Source organism: Echinicola vietnamensis DSM 17526, from assembly GCF_000325705.1.
In the GTDB taxonomy this organism is placed as follows: domain Bacteria; phylum Bacteroidota; class Bacteroidia; order Cytophagales; family Cyclobacteriaceae; genus Echinicola; species Echinicola vietnamensis.
Map to the genome: position 1 here is coordinate 4,475,448 of NC_019904.1, position 19,040 is coordinate 4,494,487.

Annotated in this window: 16 protein-coding genes and 1 riboswitch; of the genes, 11 read left to right on the plus strand and 5 right to left on the minus strand. The window is 46.2% G+C overall.

Annotated elements, in window-relative coordinates; translation table 11 throughout:
• Positions 1-498: 498 nt before the first annotated feature.
• Positions 499-4,629, minus strand: coding sequence for a hybrid sensor histidine kinase/response regulator transcription factor (locus ECHVI_RS18255; protein ID WP_041738863.1), 4,131 nt, complete (start codon positions 4,627-4,629; stop codon positions 499-501).
• Between the two features lie 178 nt (positions 4,630-4,807).
• A riboswitch (cobalamin riboswitch) is annotated at positions 4,808-5,004 on the plus strand.
• A 183-nt stretch (positions 5,005-5,187) separates the two neighbouring features.
• On the opposite strand from ECHVI_RS18255, the gene ECHVI_RS18260 reads away from it, so the two are divergent.
• From ECHVI_RS18260 to ECHVI_RS18310, 11 genes are all read left to right on the plus strand, one after another.
• Positions 5,188-7,095 (plus strand): TonB-dependent receptor plug domain-containing protein, encoded by a 1,908-nt coding sequence (locus ECHVI_RS18260; RefSeq protein ID WP_015267509.1) that lies wholly within the window; start codon positions 5,188-5,190, stop codon positions 7,093-7,095.
• A 361-nt stretch (positions 7,096-7,456) separates the two neighbouring features.
• Positions 7,457-7,609 (plus strand): DUF5522 domain-containing protein, encoded by a 153-nt coding sequence (locus tag ECHVI_RS24115; RefSeq protein ID WP_245553367.1) that lies wholly within the window; start codon positions 7,457-7,459, stop codon positions 7,607-7,609.
• On the plus strand, positions 7,606-8,115 hold the full coding sequence (locus ECHVI_RS18270) for a bifunctional adenosylcobinamide kinase/adenosylcobinamide-phosphate guanylyltransferase (protein ID WP_015267511.1): 510 nt from the start codon (positions 7,606-7,608) through the stop codon (positions 8,113-8,115). The genes ECHVI_RS24115 and ECHVI_RS18270 overlap by 4 nt, the downstream gene beginning before the upstream one ends.
• A gap of 152 nt (positions 8,116-8,267) precedes the next feature.
• Complete coding sequence (locus ECHVI_RS18275) at positions 8,268-8,999, plus strand: Dph6-related ATP pyrophosphatase (protein WP_015267512.1); 732 nt, start codon at positions 8,268-8,270, stop codon at positions 8,997-8,999.
• On the plus strand, positions 8,999-10,048 hold the full coding sequence (gene cobT / locus ECHVI_RS18280) for a nicotinate-nucleotide--dimethylbenzimidazole phosphoribosyltransferase (RefSeq protein WP_015267513.1): 1,050 nt from the start codon (positions 8,999-9,001) through the stop codon (positions 10,046-10,048). The genes ECHVI_RS18275 and cobT overlap by 1 nt, the downstream gene beginning before the upstream one ends.
• A gap of 26 nt (positions 10,049-10,074) precedes the next feature.
• Entirely contained in the window at positions 10,075-10,881 is an 807-nt protein-coding gene (locus ECHVI_RS18285) for an adenosylcobinamide-GDP ribazoletransferase (RefSeq protein WP_015267514.1), read from the plus strand.
• The gene (cobC, locus tag ECHVI_RS18290) at positions 10,866-11,408 is read left to right on the plus strand and encodes an alpha-ribazole phosphatase family protein (protein ID WP_015267515.1); all 543 of its coding nucleotides are present in this window, start codon (positions 10,866-10,868) and stop codon (positions 11,406-11,408) included. Before ECHVI_RS18285 ends, cobC begins: the two co-directional genes overlap by 16 nt.
• Before the next feature lie 212 nt (positions 11,409-11,620).
• The gene (locus ECHVI_RS18295) at positions 11,621-12,457 is read left to right on the plus strand and encodes an ABC transporter ATP-binding protein (RefSeq protein WP_015267516.1); all 837 of its coding nucleotides are present in this window, start codon (positions 11,621-11,623) and stop codon (positions 12,455-12,457) included.
• Between the two features lie 4 nt (positions 12,458-12,461).
• Positions 12,462-13,325, plus strand: coding sequence for a hypothetical protein (locus tag ECHVI_RS18300; RefSeq protein WP_015267517.1), 864 nt, complete (start codon positions 12,462-12,464; stop codon positions 13,323-13,325).
• 2 nt (positions 13,326-13,327) lie between these two features.
• Positions 13,328-13,732: a GntR family transcriptional regulator gene (locus ECHVI_RS18305; RefSeq protein WP_015267518.1), complete on the plus strand. Its 405-nt coding sequence runs from the start codon at positions 13,328-13,330 to the stop codon at positions 13,730-13,732.
• 75 nt (positions 13,733-13,807) lie between these two features.
• A complete protein-coding gene (locus ECHVI_RS18310) occupies positions 13,808-14,482 on the plus strand; it encodes a hypothetical protein (protein WP_015267520.1) in 675 nt (224 codons plus the stop codon).
• A gap of 194 nt (positions 14,483-14,676) precedes the next feature.
• Here ECHVI_RS18310 and ECHVI_RS18315 read toward each other — a convergent pair whose 3' ends face one another.
• The 4 genes from ECHVI_RS18315 to ECHVI_RS18330 form a co-directional block, all read right to left on the minus strand.
• Positions 14,677-15,711, minus strand: a complete 1,035-nt coding sequence (locus tag ECHVI_RS18315; protein WP_015267521.1) for an SMP-30/gluconolactonase/LRE family protein — start codon at positions 15,709-15,711, stop codon at positions 14,677-14,679.
• A gap of 4 nt (positions 15,712-15,715) precedes the next feature.
• On the minus strand, positions 15,716-17,038 hold the full coding sequence (locus tag ECHVI_RS18320; RefSeq protein ID WP_015267522.1) for a GntP family permease: 1,323 nt from the start codon (positions 17,036-17,038) through the stop codon (positions 15,716-15,718).
• A 212-nt stretch (positions 17,039-17,250) separates the two neighbouring features.
• Entirely contained in the window at positions 17,251-18,411 is a 1,161-nt protein-coding gene (gene dgoD, locus ECHVI_RS18325) for a galactonate dehydratase (RefSeq protein ID WP_015267523.1), read from the minus strand.
• Complete coding sequence (locus ECHVI_RS18330) at positions 18,401-19,039, minus strand: bifunctional 4-hydroxy-2-oxoglutarate aldolase/2-dehydro-3-deoxy-phosphogluconate aldolase (protein ID WP_041739999.1); 639 nt, start codon at positions 19,037-19,039, stop codon at positions 18,401-18,403. The genes dgoD and ECHVI_RS18330 overlap by 11 nt, the downstream gene beginning before the upstream one ends.
• Position 19,040: the final 1 nt, after the last annotated feature.

Genomic DNA, 19,040 nt, shown 5'->3' on the forward strand with positions numbered 1-19,040 from the left:
CAACTCATGGAAGTCCTTTTCCAACAGGTTTAGGTGATGGATAGTAAAAGGCTATCATTGCCGCTAAAATAGCTCCGTAAAAAAAGCCATTGGCACGAGGGCTGTACCCGAGGTGGCGGGAAAGCAAACAATCCTAAGCGTGACGTATAATTTTCGAGCATCCAAAAAGGATCTCTTGGCTTTAAGGTAATCAATGTATCGATCATGATGGGTTTAGGTTAATTTCCTAAACTAATGTAGGGTTTATAAAAAATTTAAAGGGTTGCAAAATGTTTATTTGAAGGGGCACAAATGTTAACAGGCGGTAAAATGTCCTTATAAGCTGTTAAAACCACTTTTAATCGATCCTAAACCATAAAAACAACTCCTTTTTTGGAATGCTATACTCCAAAAAAATGTACTTTGGCCACCAGACCGGTCGTGTAACAATCTGATTTACCCCGTAAAAGACGCTCCCATCCTACTGGTTTCCCTTTGTTTTAAAGAGGCCATTTTGGTTTAGGTTTCCTTTTGTGCTGCCGCCAATTTTTGCTGGGCATACACCGAAGGAATGACCTGATACTCTGCCTTAAAATGCTTGGTGAAATATTTGGCATTATTATACCCGACTTCATAGGCCACCTCCGCCACGGTCAATTGGCTTTCTCCCAACAACTGGCAAGCACGTTCCAAGCGGATCATCCGAATAAACTCCAATGGTTTTTTGCCCGTTAGGGAAGTAAGTTTTTTATAAAGGTGCACCCGGCTCATGGCCAGTTCGCTGCTGAGCATTTCCACGGAAAGTTCAGGATTATCGATATTATCCTCCACCACTTTCACCGCTTTTTGGATCAACCGATCATCCAATGACTCCAGTTTCACCTCACTGGTGATGACCCCGATACGTTTTTTGAATCGCTCTTGGAGAAGGCTCCGCTCTTCCAAGAGGTTTCTGATCCGCAGCAGGAGGAGGTCGACGTTAAAAGGTTTCGTGATGTAGTGATTTGCCCCACTGTCAAGTCCTTCCAGTTGCTTTTCTTCGGATGATTTGGCCGTCAGGAGGATCACAGGGATATGGGAGGTTCGTAAATCTTTCTTCAGCAACTGACAGAGCTCCACGCCGTTCATCTTGGGCATCATCACATCACTGATCACCATATCCGGAATCTGCTCAAAAGCAATTTCACTCCCTTGCTGGCCATCCAAAGCGGTCAACACGTTATATTCCTCCACCAAGCAGGATTTCAAATAGTGAACGAAATCTTCATTGTCCTCCACCAATAACACGGTCTTCTTCTCAGACCTATCCGCTGTTTCCTGATCAAGTTCCGGATCGGTCGAGACGTGTTCCATCGGGACGATTTCTTCCACCGGAATCCTTACCGTAAACGTACTCCCCCGCCCAAGTTCACTTTCTAACAGCACTTCCCCTCTGTGCAGGCGCGCAAACTCCTGTACAATGGACAGGCCTATGCCACTTCCTTGGTTCAGGCTATCACTGTTTTCATCCCCTACAAAATAGCGCTCAAAAATCCGTTGTTGGTCTTCCTTTCCGATGCCCACTCCCGTATCCTGAACACTGATCGACAGGACTCCTTTTTCCTTTCCGGGCAGTGGCTTCTCATAATGGGCCGCCACATGGATCTCTCCACCCCGATAGGTGAATTTAAAGGCATTGGAAAGCAGGTTAAAGAGTATTTTTTCCAATTTATCCACATCAAAATACGTAAACAACTGCGCTCTATTGGTATGAAAATCCAAGGCAATGTGTTTCTTTTCGGACAAGTCCTCAAACGACCGCGTGGTCTCACGCAAGAAACCGATGACATCTCCCTCCACGGGTGATAAATCAATGCCTTCCGTTTCAATTTTGCGAATATCCAACAATTGATTGATCAGGTTCATCAGCCGCTTGGCATTCCGCTGGATGGTCAGGTAATGGCTGCGCGTTTGCGGAGAATCGGTGGACTTCAGCAGCTTTTCCACCGGAGCCAAAATCAGGGTCAAGGGGGTCCTGAATTCATGACTCACATTCGTGAAAAATTTGGTTTTCATCCTGTCCAACTCCTGCATCCGCTTGGCTTCCTCTTTGTCCTGGGCGATCTGCAGCCGATCCTTTTCCCTGGCGATGATCTCCCGCTGGATGGCAATGACCACCAAGGCTACCAAAATAAAATAGATCAAAAAGGCCAAAGGCGTCTTCCAAAACGGTGCCAGCACTTCAATGTTCAGCAACTGTGCCTTTTCAGCCCAAATTCCATCGTTATTGGCAGCCTTTACCTTGAAGGTATAGTTTCCGGGGTCCAGGTTGGTATAGGTGGCTTTGGTAACACCATCTTCCACTTCCACCCAGTCGTTGTCAAAGCCTTCCATTTTATAGCGGTACCGGTTTTTGTCCGAGTGGATAAAATTCAAGGCTGCGAATTCAATGGAAAATACATTTTCATTATGCTTTAAGGTCAGCTTTTCGGTTTGATTGATGTTTTTTTCTAGCAGCACCCGACCGGAAACCTTTTCCCCTATATCTACTGCTTTATTAAACAACTGAAAATCGGTGAGGACAATTTTTGGACTTTCCTGGTTTACTTTCATTTTTTCAGGATAAAAAATATTATAGCCGTTGGCTCCGCCAAAGACCAATTCTCCTTGAGAAGTTTTCAGGGCGGAATTTTCATTGAAAAAATTTCCCTGAAGGCCGTCCCCCACTCCAAAATTGCGAAAGCTAAGAACCAGGGAGTCAGGTTGATTTCTATTCACCGAAACTTCGCTCAGCCCGTTGGTAGTGCTGAGCCAGAGGTGGTACTGATCATCTTCCAGGATCTTGACGATATGATCCGAAGGAAGTCCATCGGTAGCATTAAAATTATAAAATCGCTCATTTTCCGCATCAAAATAGCTGAGTCCTTGGGTCGTGGCCACCCACATGATTCCCTTGCTATCCCTGAAAATGTCCATGATATTATTGCCCACCAAGGTGCTTTGGTCGCCCAAAACTTGCTGGTAAAACGTTGCTGCACCGGTTTGAAAATTGATCACATCGATTCCGTTGCCACCACCTATCCATAGGTTTCCCTCAAGGTCCTCCTGAAGGGAAGAGATGTAATCACAGTGTACAGGAATCGTTGATTCATTGGCCTTGAAGTGGATAAAACCATCCGTCTCAGGATCATAAAGATCCAAGCCATTCCGCAAGGTCCCGGCCCAAACATTCCCCTGTTGGTCCTCATAGAGCTCCCAAACACTCTCCCCAGCCAGACTGCGTGGATCATTGGCATTGGGCCAATAGTTCTTAAACTGCTTTCCATCATACTTGCTGAGCCCGTTCAGGTACGTTCCTATCCAAAGCACCCCCTGACTGTCCATCATCAGGTCCACAATGATATCTCCGGCCAGGCTATTTTCATTTCCTGCCTCATGCCTGAACGAGGTGTATCGCTGCCTTTCCCGGTCGTAATACAGCAGTCCCCTGCCATTGGTGCCTATGTAAAAATTACCTTTTTCATCCTCGACAAAACAGTTGATGTCATTGTAGGGCAGGGAATGCTGAGCGGTCAACGAGTGCTTTACATGGGGAAAACGAATCAGTTTTTCATTGTACAGGTTAATGCCATTTTTAAAAGTACCTACCCAAATAATGCCGGAACGGTCTTTCATCAAGGCATACACACTGTTGTGCGCCAAGCTGTGGGGATTTTCAGCATCGTGCTGCAGATAACTGACACGCATGTCGGTTTTGTCCACGATATTGATTCCACCATGATCCGTACCTATCCATATTTCCCCACTTTTGTTTTCTACAATGCCCCGAACTTGATTGTTGTTTAAGGTAATCTTCTTGGAATCGGTATCGAAATGATGTAACCGATCGACATAGCTGTCATAATAAAAAAGGCCTTCCCCATTTTCATACAAATAAATCCAAGCATCATCTTCCTGATCAATGAAAATTTCAAAATCATCGGTATAGTTGACCTTCTTTTGGGCAAACAGTTCGATCCGCCGGTTGACCTTAAGGGTTTTTCCGTCAAGAATGTCCACCGCGCCGTTAGAATAAACCAACCATACCTCACCTTGACTGGTTTCATCCACCGCCGACAAATACTGGTAACTGATGCTTTCAATGTCCCCGGACACATGCTGAAGGTAAATGGTTTCGCCAGATGTGGGGTCATAAATACTGATCCCTTGATTGGGGTGTCCAAACCAAAACCGGCCTTGCCGATCTTCATACACCAAACTGACTATATCACTTAATAAGTGGTATTTCGCAACATATGGGCCGAGCGAAGTGCTAAATGTTTCGGTTTTGGCATCATATACCTCCACCAAATTGTTCCGGTTCAACAGCCATAACTGGCCTTCTGGCCCCGGCATGATTTTGCGGATACTGTTTTCTGTGAGTGAGGTGGTATCATTTGGGCGGTTTCGAAACACCCGAAATTCCTTTCCATCATAACGGTTTAGCCCGGAGTTCGTCCCCATCCAGATAAAGCCTTCTTTGTCTTGGTATATGGCCGTGACACTATTATTGGAAAGGCCGTCTTCCACCGTAAAGGTGCCAAATAGGTAATCTCCCTTCTGTGCAAAGGCATCAGAAAGGCCAAGCAATAGAAAACAAACGTACAGCAAAGGAGTAAAAGAACACTTCATCTGGCTATTGGGGTCATTGGGTATTGCCAATATAGCGTAAACTTTACGTCAAATCAACTAATTTGACAAGAGCTGATAAGACACTATCATTTATAATTCATCCATTTACCGGGATCATCCGATCAAGGTACCCCAGTTGAAAATCACCTTACCTTGCAACTTCTCCGTAAAAAGCCCTATCTTTGCGGCAGTTTTTGGTACCTACTCGCCTTATTGGTGAATGGTTTAATAGGGAATCCGGTGAAAATCCGGAACTGTACCCGCAGCTGTAAGCTCCCAAAAGCAACTGGTATCCAAGCCACTGTCCGCCAATGCGGGTGGGAAGGCGCCAGGTGTGGAGCAAGTCAGAAGACCTGCCAACTACTGCAATATTCAGAGCTTTCGGGTGAAAGGCTATGAAACCACGGGTGGTGCAAGCACCTTGCGACCTTCACCAATGGTTCCTTGCTGAAAAGGTCTTGGCCATTTCAGTATGAAATTGTCCTTAGCGCTGGGGACATTTTTACAGTTTTACCAGAAAGTTCATAGTGTCCAATTATTAATCCTTTTAAACACGCTATGAACAAGCACATCTTTACGTTCAACAAAAAACGGGGATTTCTCCCCCTTCTCCTTGCTGGTGTTACCTTTTGGCATGCCAATGCACAGGCTCAAGAAGCCCGTAACCTCGACGAAGTGGTCGTTACCGGTACCAAATTCGAACTTCCTGAAGAAAAATCCGGGAAGACCATCTACAAACTCGACCAAGCCGATATCGAGCGGAATGCCGGAAAAACCATCACCGACTTATTAAATGAAGTTCCCGGTATCCAGATCGATGGGAATTTCAGTGCTCCCGGCACCAACATCAGCTATTTTGTACGCGGAGCCAGTAGCAAAAACACGCTCATCCTCATTGACGGCACGCCCATCAATGATCCCTCCTTGGCAGACGCCACCTATGATTTAAGGCTACTTCCACTGGATCAGGTCGAATCCATTGAAGTACTCAGAGGGGGACTCAGTACACTTTATGGCACAGGAGCTTCTGCTGCCGTGATCAATATCAAATTGAAGTCGGGCAATCAAAACAAAACGTTTGGCGGTTCTGCTGATTTCAGCGGAGGGTCATTTAACACCTATCGCGGCAACCTCAGTCTCAACGGCCAATCAGACCGATTTAACTACCTGGTTTCAGGAAGCTTATATCACTCTCAAGGTTTCTCTGCTGCAGCCGACACGGTGCCGGATGTGGAATTTGGTAGAGATGGCATCGACCGAAAAGACTTGATGGTCAAAATGGGCTATCAGTTTTCAGACCGGTTCAGCCTTGGTTTTCTATCCGGCTATGACGCCATGAAAGCAGACTACGATGGTGGCCCTTTCTTGGATGCCCAAAACCTCCAAACCAGCAATCAACTCCGCTTTGGATTGACGCCTACCTATACCTATTCCAAAGGAGCGATCAAGCTTAAGTCGGTGTATAACATCAGTGAAAGGGAATTTATCAGTAGTTTCCCCTCCATATATGAGGGCAGAAACCTACAGCTGGACCTCACCCAAGAACATCAACTGCTGGAAGGCCTTAAAGGACTTTGGGGCGTAAACCTCCAACAGCTCTCTTACGAGCAGCCGGGAGAGATCGTCTTTGAGGACAACCAATTCACCCTTGTTGATCCTTATGCTTCCTTTTTTTATGATGCACCAAGTGGCTTTAACATCCACGTCGGAGCCAGGGTCAATACCCATACAAACTACGATGCCAAATTCATTTATAATGTAAACCCAAGCTATCTGTTTGACATTTCTGAAACGGTTTCGGCAAAAATACTGGCTTCAGTGGCGACCTCCTATGTCACCCCTACGCTCTATCAGCTCAATTCTCCGGACTATGGAAACAGCCTGCTGAATCCTGAGGAATCCCTAAATTATGAACAAGGCATTTCCTTTTATATAGGCAATCAATTCACCTTCAATTTGGTGCATTTCACCAGAGACGAATCCAGCCCGATTGAATTTGTTTCCCTATTTGATGAAAACGGGGGATATATTGGCGGAGAATACCAAAACACCACTGACCAAAGAAGAGTAGAGGGTTTTGAAGCGGATTTCTCTTGGTTGGTCAATCAATATTTTAGCATGACGGCCAATTTTGCCCATGTCAGTACAGACAAACCCGAAACCTTCTATCGGGTACCTGGCAGCAAATGGGGCATGGCTTTCAATGCCAATCCAGCAGAAAACACCCAAGTTTCCTTGAAATACAATTACACCAGCAGTCGTACCGTCTATGATTATGGTGTAGGTGGAGCCTTTGACCTGGACAGCTATGGATTGGTGGATCTATTTGTGCAGCAAAGATTGCTAAATGATAAATTGAACGTCTATGGCGGGGTCAATAATCTTTTGGATGAAGATTTTAATGCCATCTATGGCTATACCACCAGAGGCCGTAACTTTAGCATTGGGGCGCGGTATCAATTTTGAGTCCGCAGCAGCACTCAGTCAGGTATTGGGGCGCTGCCCCAGCCTGGCTGGGTGCTGCCGGTTTCCATCCTGCGCATAAAGGATGAAATCAGAAAAGCTCAAAAGAAGCCTGCCTCATGTGAAGTCAGGGTGATCCATCTATTACGAAGAAAGAAAAATGATCAAAGAAAAGCGCTGCCCAAATTGCCAAAAAGCTTTTGCCTGCACAACGGAATGTTGGTGCAGTGCTTTTCCTCCTATTGTGCCGATAGGTGAACAGGGTGATTGCCTTTGTCCAAGCTGCTTAAAGTCCGCCATAAAAGCTCGGATTTCCAGTTGGATGACAGCACTAACGCCCCAAAAAATCAAAACCATTCAAACCATGGGAAAACCCTCGTCCTTGATCGAGGGAATTGATTACACCATCAATGATCAGGGGCTCTTCGTATTTTCAGGTTGGTACTTGCTCAGACAAGGGAAATGCTGCGGCAATGGGTGTCAAAATTGTCCTTACCATAAACTCAAAGAGAAATGATCCATTACATCACAGGCGGTGAACGCTCAGGAAAAAGCCGCTATGCCCAGCAATTGGCTGAAAGCCTTACGAGGGCTCCCATTTATTTGGCCACTTCCAGGATTTGGGACCAAGACTTCCAGCAACGCGTGGACAGGCACCAAGCGGATCGCGATGAACGCTGGACCACCATGGAGGTGGAAAAGCACATTGGACAGGTAGATGTGGCCCAAAAAGTAGTGGTCATGGATTGTGTGACCCTCTGGCTTACCAACTGGTATGGCGATGCTAAAGGTGACATCACCAGCTGTCTGAAGGATTGCAAAGCAGAATTGGCCCAGTTATTTGCCTCCGCCCAACAGGGCACCTTGATCGTCATCTCGAACGAAATCGGCATGGGACTCCATGCCCAAACGGAAACGGGCCGAAAGTTTACCGAACTACAAGGCTGGATAAATCAATACATTGCCCAAAGGGCGGATAAGGCGGTTTTTATGGTCAGTGGCCTACCCCTCAACCTAAAATAACTCCTTGGGAATATCAAGTTTGGATTACGAAGGAAATGGTATATTGTATGTAGAAAAGGAGTATTGGGCGCTAAAGCAAACAAGGCAAACACCCAGCAGGAAATGGTCAAACCACTAAAAACAGTATCCTCAAATTTATACCCTTAACGAAAATGATCAAAAGTGTATTCAACTGGAGCGGCGGGAAAGACAGTGCATTGGCGCTGCATCATGTGCTGAAAGATGATTCAATCACTGTAGACAGCCTTTTGACTACCATCAACGGTCATCACCAACGGATTTCCATGCATGGCGTACGAAGGGAATTGCTTCACGCACAGGCCAAGTCCATAGGGATTCCCTTGGATGAACTGCTACTCCCGGAGATGCCCAGTATGGACACCTATAACCTGCTTATGGGCGAAAAGATGGACGCCTTCAAACGGGCCGGCATTACAGAAAGCATCTTTGGGGATATTTTCTTAGAGGACCTCAAACAATACCGGGAAGAAAAACTTGCTCAGAAAGGCCTTAAGGCACGCTTTCCACTATGGAAAAGAGACACCTCTGAGCTTATTCGGGAATTTTTGGATTTAGGGTTTAAAACGGTAGTCGTCTGTATCAAAGACACGGTAGTTCCCGAGGAATTTTTGGGCAGGGTCATTGACTTGGATTTTATCAAAGACCTGCCTTCGGCCATCGATCCGTGCGGAGAAAACGGAGAGTTTCATACGTTTGTGTTTGATGGTCCCATTTTCACTTCAGCCATTCCCTTTACCTTTGGCGAAAAAGTCTTGCGCCGTTACGAGGCTCCGAAAGACCAAAAAGACAGCTGTTATTCCGATACCCAAGAACAGCCTAAAGCCGTGGGTTTTCACTTTCAGGACCTAAAACTGGACCAATAATGATGACATTTTGCATTCCTGAACTAAACCGATCACTCGAAGGGTCGTTGAAGCAAAAAATCGACCTTAAGACCAAGCCCATCGGAGCGCTTGGGGACTTGGAAAGTCTTGCGCTTCGCATTGGCTTGATCCAGCAATCGCTCAGTCCATCGCTAAACAATCCCCATATCCTGGTATTTGCTGGGGATCACGGGATCGCCAAGGAAAACCTGGTCAACCCCTATCCCCAAGAAGTTACCTACCAAATGGTCATGAACTTCCTAGAGGGAGGTGCTGCCATCAATGTTTTTGCCAGGCAACACCAGTTGGCGCTAGAAGTCATCGATGCTGGGGTCAACCACGATTTTGGTGATCAACCCCATTTGATCCATGCCAAAATAGCCAAAGGCACGGCCAATTACCTGAACGGTCCTGCCATGACCCTAGCGCAATGCCAACAGGCCATGCAAAAAGGAGCCGAGCTGGTGGACCAGGTGTATCAGCGCAACTGCAACGTGATTGGCTTCGGGGAAATGGGCATTAGCAACACCTCTTCTGCGGCATTGATCATGCATACGATAATGGGGCTGCCACTGGAAGATTGTGTCGGGAAGGGCACTGGTGCTAACAACTCCCTACAAAAAACGAAACTTCAAACGCTGGACAAAGTTATTCATCAACATAATCGAATCGATAAGAAAAATCCAATTCAAATTTTAAGTACCTTTGGTGGCTTTGAAATTGCCCAGCTTTGTGGGGCCATGTTGCAGGCTGCCAGCAGAGGAATGATCATTTTGGTGGACGGCTTCATTACATCGGCGGCTTTGCTGATTGCTGAAGCCATCGATGCCCATGTCCTGTCTTACTGCATATTTACCCATTGCTCTGATGAAAAGGGGCACGCCGCCATGCTAGATCATTTCAAAGCCATACCATTGCTCCAACTGGGCATGAGACTTGGCGAAGGATCTGGAGCAGCCTTGGCCTACCCTATCGTGGCATCGGCATGTGCCTTTCTAAATGAAATGGCCAGTTTTGACAGCGCGGGGGTAAGCAAAGAGAACCAATAACCTAAAGATTTTTATCTTTATAAATTATGAGGAGAGAATTACAGGCCTTTTTTACAGCTTTGATGTTTTATACGCGGATACCGTGTCCCTCGTGGGTTGACCATTCTGAAGAATACCTTCGAATCTCCAGAAAGTACTTTCCTTTAATCGGCTGGATTATCGGGGGCAGTTCGGCGCTGATATTGTTACTATTATATCCACTATTACCCATCACCATTGTCCTATTTTTGTCCATTGCGGTAAGTATTATTTTGACCGGTGCATTTCATGAAGACGGTTTTGCTGACACCATGGATGGTTTTGGTGGCGGATGGACCAAGGAGAAGATCTTGGCCATCATGAAGGACAGCAGGCTGGGCACTTTCGGAGCGATAGGGCTTATGTTAATCCTCGCGATAAAATTTTTGGCCATATTGGAATTGGTCAAAAACATTCAAGAAAGCAGTTATTCCTTCGAGTTTCAGCAACGTATTCTTGCCTGCTTCGTCTCAGGACATTCCGTCAGCCGCTTTGTAGCGTTGACGTTTTTCAAAACCCACCAATATGCTAAGTTAAACGATACAATTGGCAGTAAGTCCAAACCCATTGCCAAGGGGGACTTCCCCACATTGGACCTGTTCGTTGCATCTGTTTTCGGCTTTTTGCCCATGGCACTTTTTCAGCATTATGCGGTATTCCTGGCCATTATCCCCTGTTTTATAGCCAAATGGTGGATGGGCCGATGGTTCAATAAATGGATTGGCGGTTATACGGGCGATTGCTTGGGAGCTGTACAGCAAGTGACCGAGGTTATTTTCTATTTGAGTCTGCTCATCATATGGAAATTCGCTTGATTCGCCATACCAGGCCAGCCATTCCCAAAGGGATTTGCTATGGCCAGACGGACCTGTTACCGGCTGACAGCTTCTTGGAAGAAGTGAGCACCATCAAAGCGCAGCTCGTCGATGCCCCCTCTCCCATGGCTATTTTCACCAGTCCCCTCCTTCGCTGTTCCCGTTTAGCGGAGGCATTGTTCCCTCACCATGCCATCACGGCGGATCCACGCTTGATGGAATTGGACTTTGGCCAATGGGAGATGAAAGCTTGGGAGGAGATTCCCTCTGCTGAAATCACCCCTTGGATGGAAGATTTTGTCCGCATCCCCTGCACTGGCGGAGAAAGCTACCAACAGCTGTATGATCGCTGTGTGGATTTCATCGTCGCGCTGCGCAAACAACAGCTCAAAAATGTCACCATCATCACCCATGCCGGCCCCATCCGCGCCATCCATGCCCATTTTAATGATATCGCCCTTAAAGACTCCTTTTCACTGAAAGTGGAGTATGGGGAGGTTTTAAAATTGGAGGATTGGAAGGTTTGAAGGTTTGGAAGGTTGGAAGGTTTGAAGGTTTGAAGGTTGGGTGATTCCTGCTCGTTTGTAACGAGGGGGGTTGAACAGGGCATGTGTAATGCCCCTACATAAACAAAGATTTCCCATTCCCCTTACAACTTTCTCTCCCAACTACTTGGTATTCAAAAAATAAAATCATTTCTTTACTGTCATAATACACTATGACACTAAAACAGTAAACCATGATTTTGTTAAACCAAATGAGTTTTGCTTATCGTAAGCAGGCTCCACTTTTCGATCAAATGGACTGGAAAGTCCAGCCTGGTCAGGTCATTGGACTCCTTGGGAAAAACGGTGCCGGGAAATCCACCTTGATGAGGCTTTTAGCAGGATTGCTGCAACCTACATCCGGTGACATCCAGATCAATGGATATCGCCCCTTTGGTCGCTCTCCCCTTTTCTTGCAAGAGTTGATTTTACTACCTGAGGAGAATTTTCTACCAGAAAAAAACACCATGCAGCGGTACATAGGCTCACTAGCACCTTTTTATCCCCGCTTCGACAGAGAAAAGATGAACCAGTTGCAAAGGGATTTTGACTTGCCCTATGATCAGAAGCTCGGGAACATGTCCTTTGGCCAAAGGAAGAAATTCTTGATTGCTTTTGCCATTTCTTCGGGCTGCAAGCTTCTGCTGCTGGATGAGCCTACCAATGGCTTGGACATCCCTTCCAAAAGTCTCTTCCGAAAGATAGTTACTGCCAATATCGAGGAGGATCAGACGGTCATCATCAGCACGCATCAAGTGAAGGATGTCGAAAACCTCATTGACCGGGCAGTCATTGTCAACCATGGAAAGGTAATCTTCGATGAGGAAATACTCCATATCAGTGACCAGTGGTATTTTGGTTTTGGGCCACAGGCAGACGAAAACAGCATTTACGTGGAAAAAAGCATGGGAGGCTACCATTACGTGGCTCAACTAACATCCCCCCAGCAGCCCTCCCAAATTTCTTTGGAATTGCTCTTTAACGCTGTCATCAATGACAGCCTCCACACTACTAACCCTGTAAACGTCTAATCTCATGAAAAAAGAAAATGAATTCTTCAGTTTGAGCAGGTTTGTACAACTGCTTACCTACGATTTTAACAATAATCGCATTTATTATATCACCACAATTCCAGTTGCCATGCTAATCATGGGCCTGTTTTTTTGGTCCGTCTTTCCTGATTTTCCAAAACCTGATTATCCTTTGTATTCAAGTCCCGATTGGAAAAGCAAGAATTATATTCCTTTATTAATTTTGGGATATATTGTGTTCGGAGTATTTATCGTGGGAAAAAGTTTTCCTTGGTTGAGAAATAGTGGCTCTGTGACAAGTTATCTCACACTACCTGCATCCATTTTTGAGAAATATATGGTGCAATGGGTGATCCGGGTTTTTCTATTCTTAATCATTTACCCTTTGGCCTTTCAACTAACCGCCAATGTTACAGCCGATATATACCTAAACAGCTACGAATCATTCCTGATTTCTAATAATCTACCTATGGACAAACTTCCAGAAATTGAGAAATTCAGCTTTTCTGAACTTTTTGGAGATAGTCTTCGAGGTACTTTTGAATTGATCGTTTTAATCTGTTTGGGAGTATTGGGTGCTTCTTTACTGTTTCTCGGAGGTAGTATTTTTAAAAAATGGAATGTATTCTTTGGACCGCTCTCCATATTGTTCTTGATATTTCTCATAAATGTCTATGCAAGTACGGTATCCTTCATTATCGTACCTGATCAGGTAAATTTTTGGAGTATTGATTTTAAAGGTTCTTACCCCGTGTTTTTCAAGGAAGAGGTTCCTTTAATCGCACTTTCTGCAACAATAATCGGAGGAGTTGGCTGTTTGGCCTGTTGGTTTAGCTGTTACTTCCGTCTAAAAGAAAAACAAGTATAATCATGGAATTCAACGAATCCAGAAATATCTTCCTTCAGATCGCAGACTGGCTCTGCGACCAGATCCTGCGGGAAAAATTCCCCCCCGGGGAAAGGGTCCCTTCCGTCCGCGAACTGGCAGAAGAAATGGAAGTCAACCGTAACACGGTCATGCGCACTTACAGCATTCTGCAGGACCAAGGAATCTTGGACAACAAACGTGGCATTGGCTTCTTCGTGGCAGACAATGCCCCGCAAAAAATCCATAAACGGCAAAAGGCGGATTTTCTAGCGCATGAACTTCCCCAACTGATCCACCGAGTAAAAGTCCTTGGACTTTCCGCGATGGACCTAAAACCACTTTTGAAAATTATAGATGAAAACAATCATAAAATCGAGCATGACGGAAAACGTCACACTGGGGAATGAAAATCGACCATGCGAGATTATCCCGAATCAAGCTCGGGACAGGCGATATGACCATTAAAAAGCAATTATACACATATGAAAACAAGTAATAAAATCCTTTTCGGCTTTGTGATGTTGGCTTTGGCAGTACAGACCACCTGCATTGTCATCGCCAATAACAAGTCAAATGAAATAAGTAAAAAAGCTCCTGAAATACTCAAAGAAGTAGCCATAGACCGGCCCATCTCCACACTGAGCCTCGCTGCCCATTCCAGGATAGAGCTACATAAAAGCTCCGAAAACCACATAACCGTAACGAGCCGAGGAATTAAGCCTAAAGGAAACTACGACATCACGTTCTCCAATGACACCTGCTATATTCATTCATCGCAAGATGATTGGCGAGACAATACCGTGATTAAAGTCAATTCAAACGATATCAAAAACGTCGTTATAAGGGAGGCAAATTTCATGACCATTTCTGGAAATTATGATTCCCTATTTGTCGATAATTTGGGGTGCTATTTTAAATTAGCCTATAACAACAGCCATGTCAACTATCTCAATATTCGTGGCCTTAACCAATCGAAAAATGAACTGGCTCATATCGATCACCTTGACCTACATTTGGAAAACGCTTCAATTAACGGAAATAATATCAAGAACCTAACCAACATCAACCTTCAAAACAACAGTGAACTGACCGTTAAGGGACTTCCTGATTTTTCCGAAATCAAGAAGGATGAAACATCAAAAATCACATTTAACTAATCACATTTAAAATTCATTTAGCCATCATCAGAAAGTCCGCATATAAAATGCGGACTTGTGTCTACCCAATCCACCCAATCCTGCTCGTTTGTAACGAGGAGGATTGAAAGGTTTGAAAGTTGGAAGGTTGGGCGATTCCTGCTCATCATCCCCCTCGTTTGTAACGAGGGGGATGATGATATATAACGAGGGAATCACTTCAAATCAACACGCAAAATGTCTCTATGGGCCGTCACATATAGATGCTTATAATCATCGGTAAACGTACAGTTGGACGTCAACTGTCCTGTGTGGATCTTTCCCAGCACCTTGCCTTTCAGGTCAAATATCCAAATGCCATCGGGTCCCGTAGCAAACAAATACCCTTTTGGGTGCACTTTCATCCCATCAGGAAGGCCATTTCGCCCCCCTGGAAGCACCTCCTCGGTGGCATCGTAAAATAGCGAACGCGTATCCACTTCGCCCGGTGCTTCAAGAGGATATTGAAACCATGCCGCATTTTTTTCATCCGAATTGGCAACGAACAAGTGCTTCTCATCCGGTGATAACGCGATTCCATTTGGCCTGGACAATGAATCCAGCAACACCAACGTCCCATTCGTTTTTAGGCAATAGATCCCTTGAAAAGACAATTCCTTCCCGGCAAATCGTGGCGGTAAGCCATAGGGAGGATCAGTAAAATACAGATTGCCCTGTTTATCGAAAATGCCATCATTGGGACTGTTCAACCTCTTGCCCTGATAATCATGAACCAAGCTGGTAAAATCAGGCGCTGGAGCATCAAGGCCTCCCTTCATTTTGGCTACTTTTCGATTTCCATGCTGCATCAGTACTAACTGATTATCCTTATCCAACAGAAGTGCATTGGAGCCGGGCTCCCGGCTATACGCACCCTCACCCGAATAGCCGGAGCGGTTCAGATATGTACTCGTATCTCCTTCGGAAGTCATCTTGTACACTTTGTTTCGGGGAATATCGGAAAATAATAGGTAATCACCTTTTCCTATCCACAAGGGACCTTCCACCCAATCAAACCCCGATGCCATCCGCTCGATAGTAGCATCCCGGGAAATCACCTTCAAGGCTTGATCATCCAGGATTTCGATGGAAAATGGCTTCTCCGAGGAGGTAGGAATCGCATGTTTGGAGACTTGGGAAGTTTTTTGCTGGTCGGAACAGCCGAAAGCCGTGACCAACAGCCACCCTATAAGCATTGGTTTCAAATTCATATTGCTAAGCTAAAATTTTGGTAATCACATAAATCACGATCATCGCACTACAGCCAAACACAAAAGTTCCTGCAGTCTGCACTTGGTATCCCTGCTTCACATTCATGCCGGTCAATTGCGTTAGCACCCAGAAAAAACTGTCATTTACATGGGAAGCCACAGAGGAACCTGCACCGATGGCCAGTACCGTCATCGTCCGCATAAAGCCCTCATCAAGTCCGAGAAAAGGCATCAAAGGAGCGCAAATAGAAGCAGTGGTCACCAAGGCCACCGTGCTGCTCCCTTGGGTGGTCTTCAAGCAGGCGGCCAAGAGAAACGGGACAAACAGTCCCCATTTGGCCCCCTCAAAGCCTGCCGTGACAGCTTCCGCCAAACCGGATTCCTGCAGCATCTTTCCGAAAATTCCTCCGGCACCGGTGATCAAAATAATCGGCGCCGCCACCTTTAAGGATTCCCCTATCCAACCTGATGATGAAAACACTGCTTCATCCAGTTTTTTGGGCAACATCAAAGACAGGATCACCCCCACCAATAACGCCATGACAGGCGTTCCCAAAAACAACAGGACCTGTACCAAAATACTGTCTCCGGGATTTATAGTGGGGTATTCCAATACTGACTTGATCAAAATCAACAGCAGGGGAATTAAAATGGCCAAAAGGGACTTCCATAAAGGAGGTTGCGCGGCCGGTGATGCCACCACCTCCACAGACACAGGCACGATGAGCTTATCAGCTACCTTTTTGGCATACCCATAGCATGGAACCAACGCCACACAACTGATCAAAAGCCCCCAAACGATCACATCTCCCAAATTAGCTTCCAAAATACCCGCCGCCGCAATTGGCCCGGGAGTAGGCGGTACCATTACATGGGAAGCGGTCAAGCCCATGGCCAAAGCGGCCGTGGTCCCCGCAAAAGACACCCCTGCTTTTTTGGAAAGCATTTTGTTCAATGGATTCATCATCATCAAAGCACTGTCCGCAAAAACCGGTATGGACAGCACGTATCCTGTCACCATCATGGCCAGGTGAATGGATTTTTTGCCGATAAGTGAAAGGATCCGGTTGGCCATCACCAAAGCTCCCCCTGATTTTTCCAAGATCGTACCGATCGTCACCCCAAAGAGAATGATCAAGCCGATTTTACCTAGAATTTCCCCAAAGCCTATATTGATCGCCGCTATCATTTGTTGGCCGGACATCCCCGCGGCCAAGCCATAGGTCAAAGCCGCCAAGAGAAGCATAAAAAAAGGATGTACCTTAAATTTTATGATCCCCATAATCAGCACGGCCAGCGAAAGGATCAAGGCAATCAAATAGGTCATTGGAGTTTAGGGTTATGGGTTTAAAGGTTGTATGTTGTAAGGTGATAAGGTTGAAAATTGAAAGGTTCAGTAGCGTTCACCTATCGTTTTAGCCGCTCCCTTCCGCTCCCTGAGCGTAGCCGAAGGGAACGGAAGGGAGCGGAAGGGAGCGAAGCCGGATGTCCCTGAGCGTAGCCGAAGGGGCACTTGTACCTTGTACTTGACACTAAACATCACCATTCGGCAAAGCTTCCATCGGCATTTCTCCAAATAGGATTGGCCCAGTGGTGGCCTATTTTCTGTCCTTCCTTGAGTCGCTCTTCATCCATCTCCACACCCAATCCCGGTCGATCAAAGAGGTCAATATACCCTTCTTTTAAATCAAACACTTCGGGATTCTTCACATAATCCAACAAGTCAAATCCTTGATTATAGTGAATTCCCAAGCTGCTCTCTTGGATAAAGGCATTGGCCGAAACAAAGTCCACATGAAGCGCCGAAGCCAAGGATATCGGGCCAAGTGGGCAATGGGGAGCGATGGTAATATCATAGGCTTCTGCCATCGTGGCGATCCTCCGAACTTCGGAAATCCCCCCTGCATGGCTCAGGTCAGGCTGGATGATATCCACTACTCCCTGGTGTAGGATTTCCTTAAAATCCCAGCGTGAAAACATACGCTCTCCTGTGGCTATAGGAATAGCCGAATAACGATAAATATGCCCAAGGGCATCATTGTTTTCGGCCAGGACTGGCTCTTCTATAAACAGGGGGTCGAAGGGGGACAACTCGTCGATCAGACGTTTTACCATGGGCTTGTGCACCCGTCCGTGAAAATCCAGCCCCACATCCAGGCTATCGCCAAAATGCTGCCGAATCAACTTGATGTTCTCGACCACCTTTTTCACCTCCTTGACCGAAGACACCCAGTCCATTTCTCCCGTGGCATTCATTTTGACAGCGGTGTAGCCTGCATCCACCTTCTCTTGGGCTTGCTCCAACACCACCTCAGGATGATCTCCACCTATCCAGCAGTACATTTTCATCTTCTGGCGCACCGCTCCACCCAACAGCTCGTACACCGGTACATTCAAGTGTTTGCCTTTGATATCCCATAAGGCCTGGTCAATCCCAGAAAGGGCACTCATCAAAATGGGGCCTCCACGGTAAAATCCACCTCGGTACAGCACTTGCCAAATGTCTTCGATTTCATGGGCGCCCCTTCCTATAAGGTATTGCTCCATCTCCCGAACACAAGCCGCCACCGTGTCGGCCTTCCCTTCTATCACGGGCTCTCCCCAGCCCACCAAGCCTGACTTCGTGGTAATCTTGACAAATAGCCACCGCGGTGGCACTTTAAAGAGCTCAATTCGCTCTATTTTAAGATCATTGGACATATTCCTTTATTTTTTCGGTATACTTTCGAACATTATGGGCCACCACTTCCTCCGTCAATTTCAGCCCGGCCAATTGGGTCAACACACTCCCCAAGCCAATACCATCGGCACCTGCCTCCATCCAAGAGTGGATCGTTTCCAGATGAATGCCTCCCACGGCAAATATCCGTGCATTATCAAATGGCGCTTTGATGGACTTCAGGTAGCCCGGCCCGACATCCCCAGCAGGAAAAAGCTTGATCATATCGGCGCCATTTTCCAGTGCCAATCCTATTTCCGTAGGCGTCAATGCACCCATGATCACGGGAATGCCGTGCGCATGTGCCAAGGAAATCACACCTACATGCGTATTGGGAGAGACCAGAAACTGCGCCCCTGCTGCTATGGCTTCCTTGGCCGAGGCTTCATTGATCACGGTGCCGGCCCCTATTAAAATATCCGGGTAAAGCTGCCTGTTTTCTTTAATTTGTGCCGCGTAGTCGGGGCTATTGGTTGTGATTTCCAACACTTTAACACCACCTTTCACCAGTCCGGCAATTAAAACGGGCAACGTACCCGCATCGCTGACCCGTAGGATGGCGATGAGTTTCTCCTGAAGAATGAAATCACCAATTTCTGTTCTGGTCATG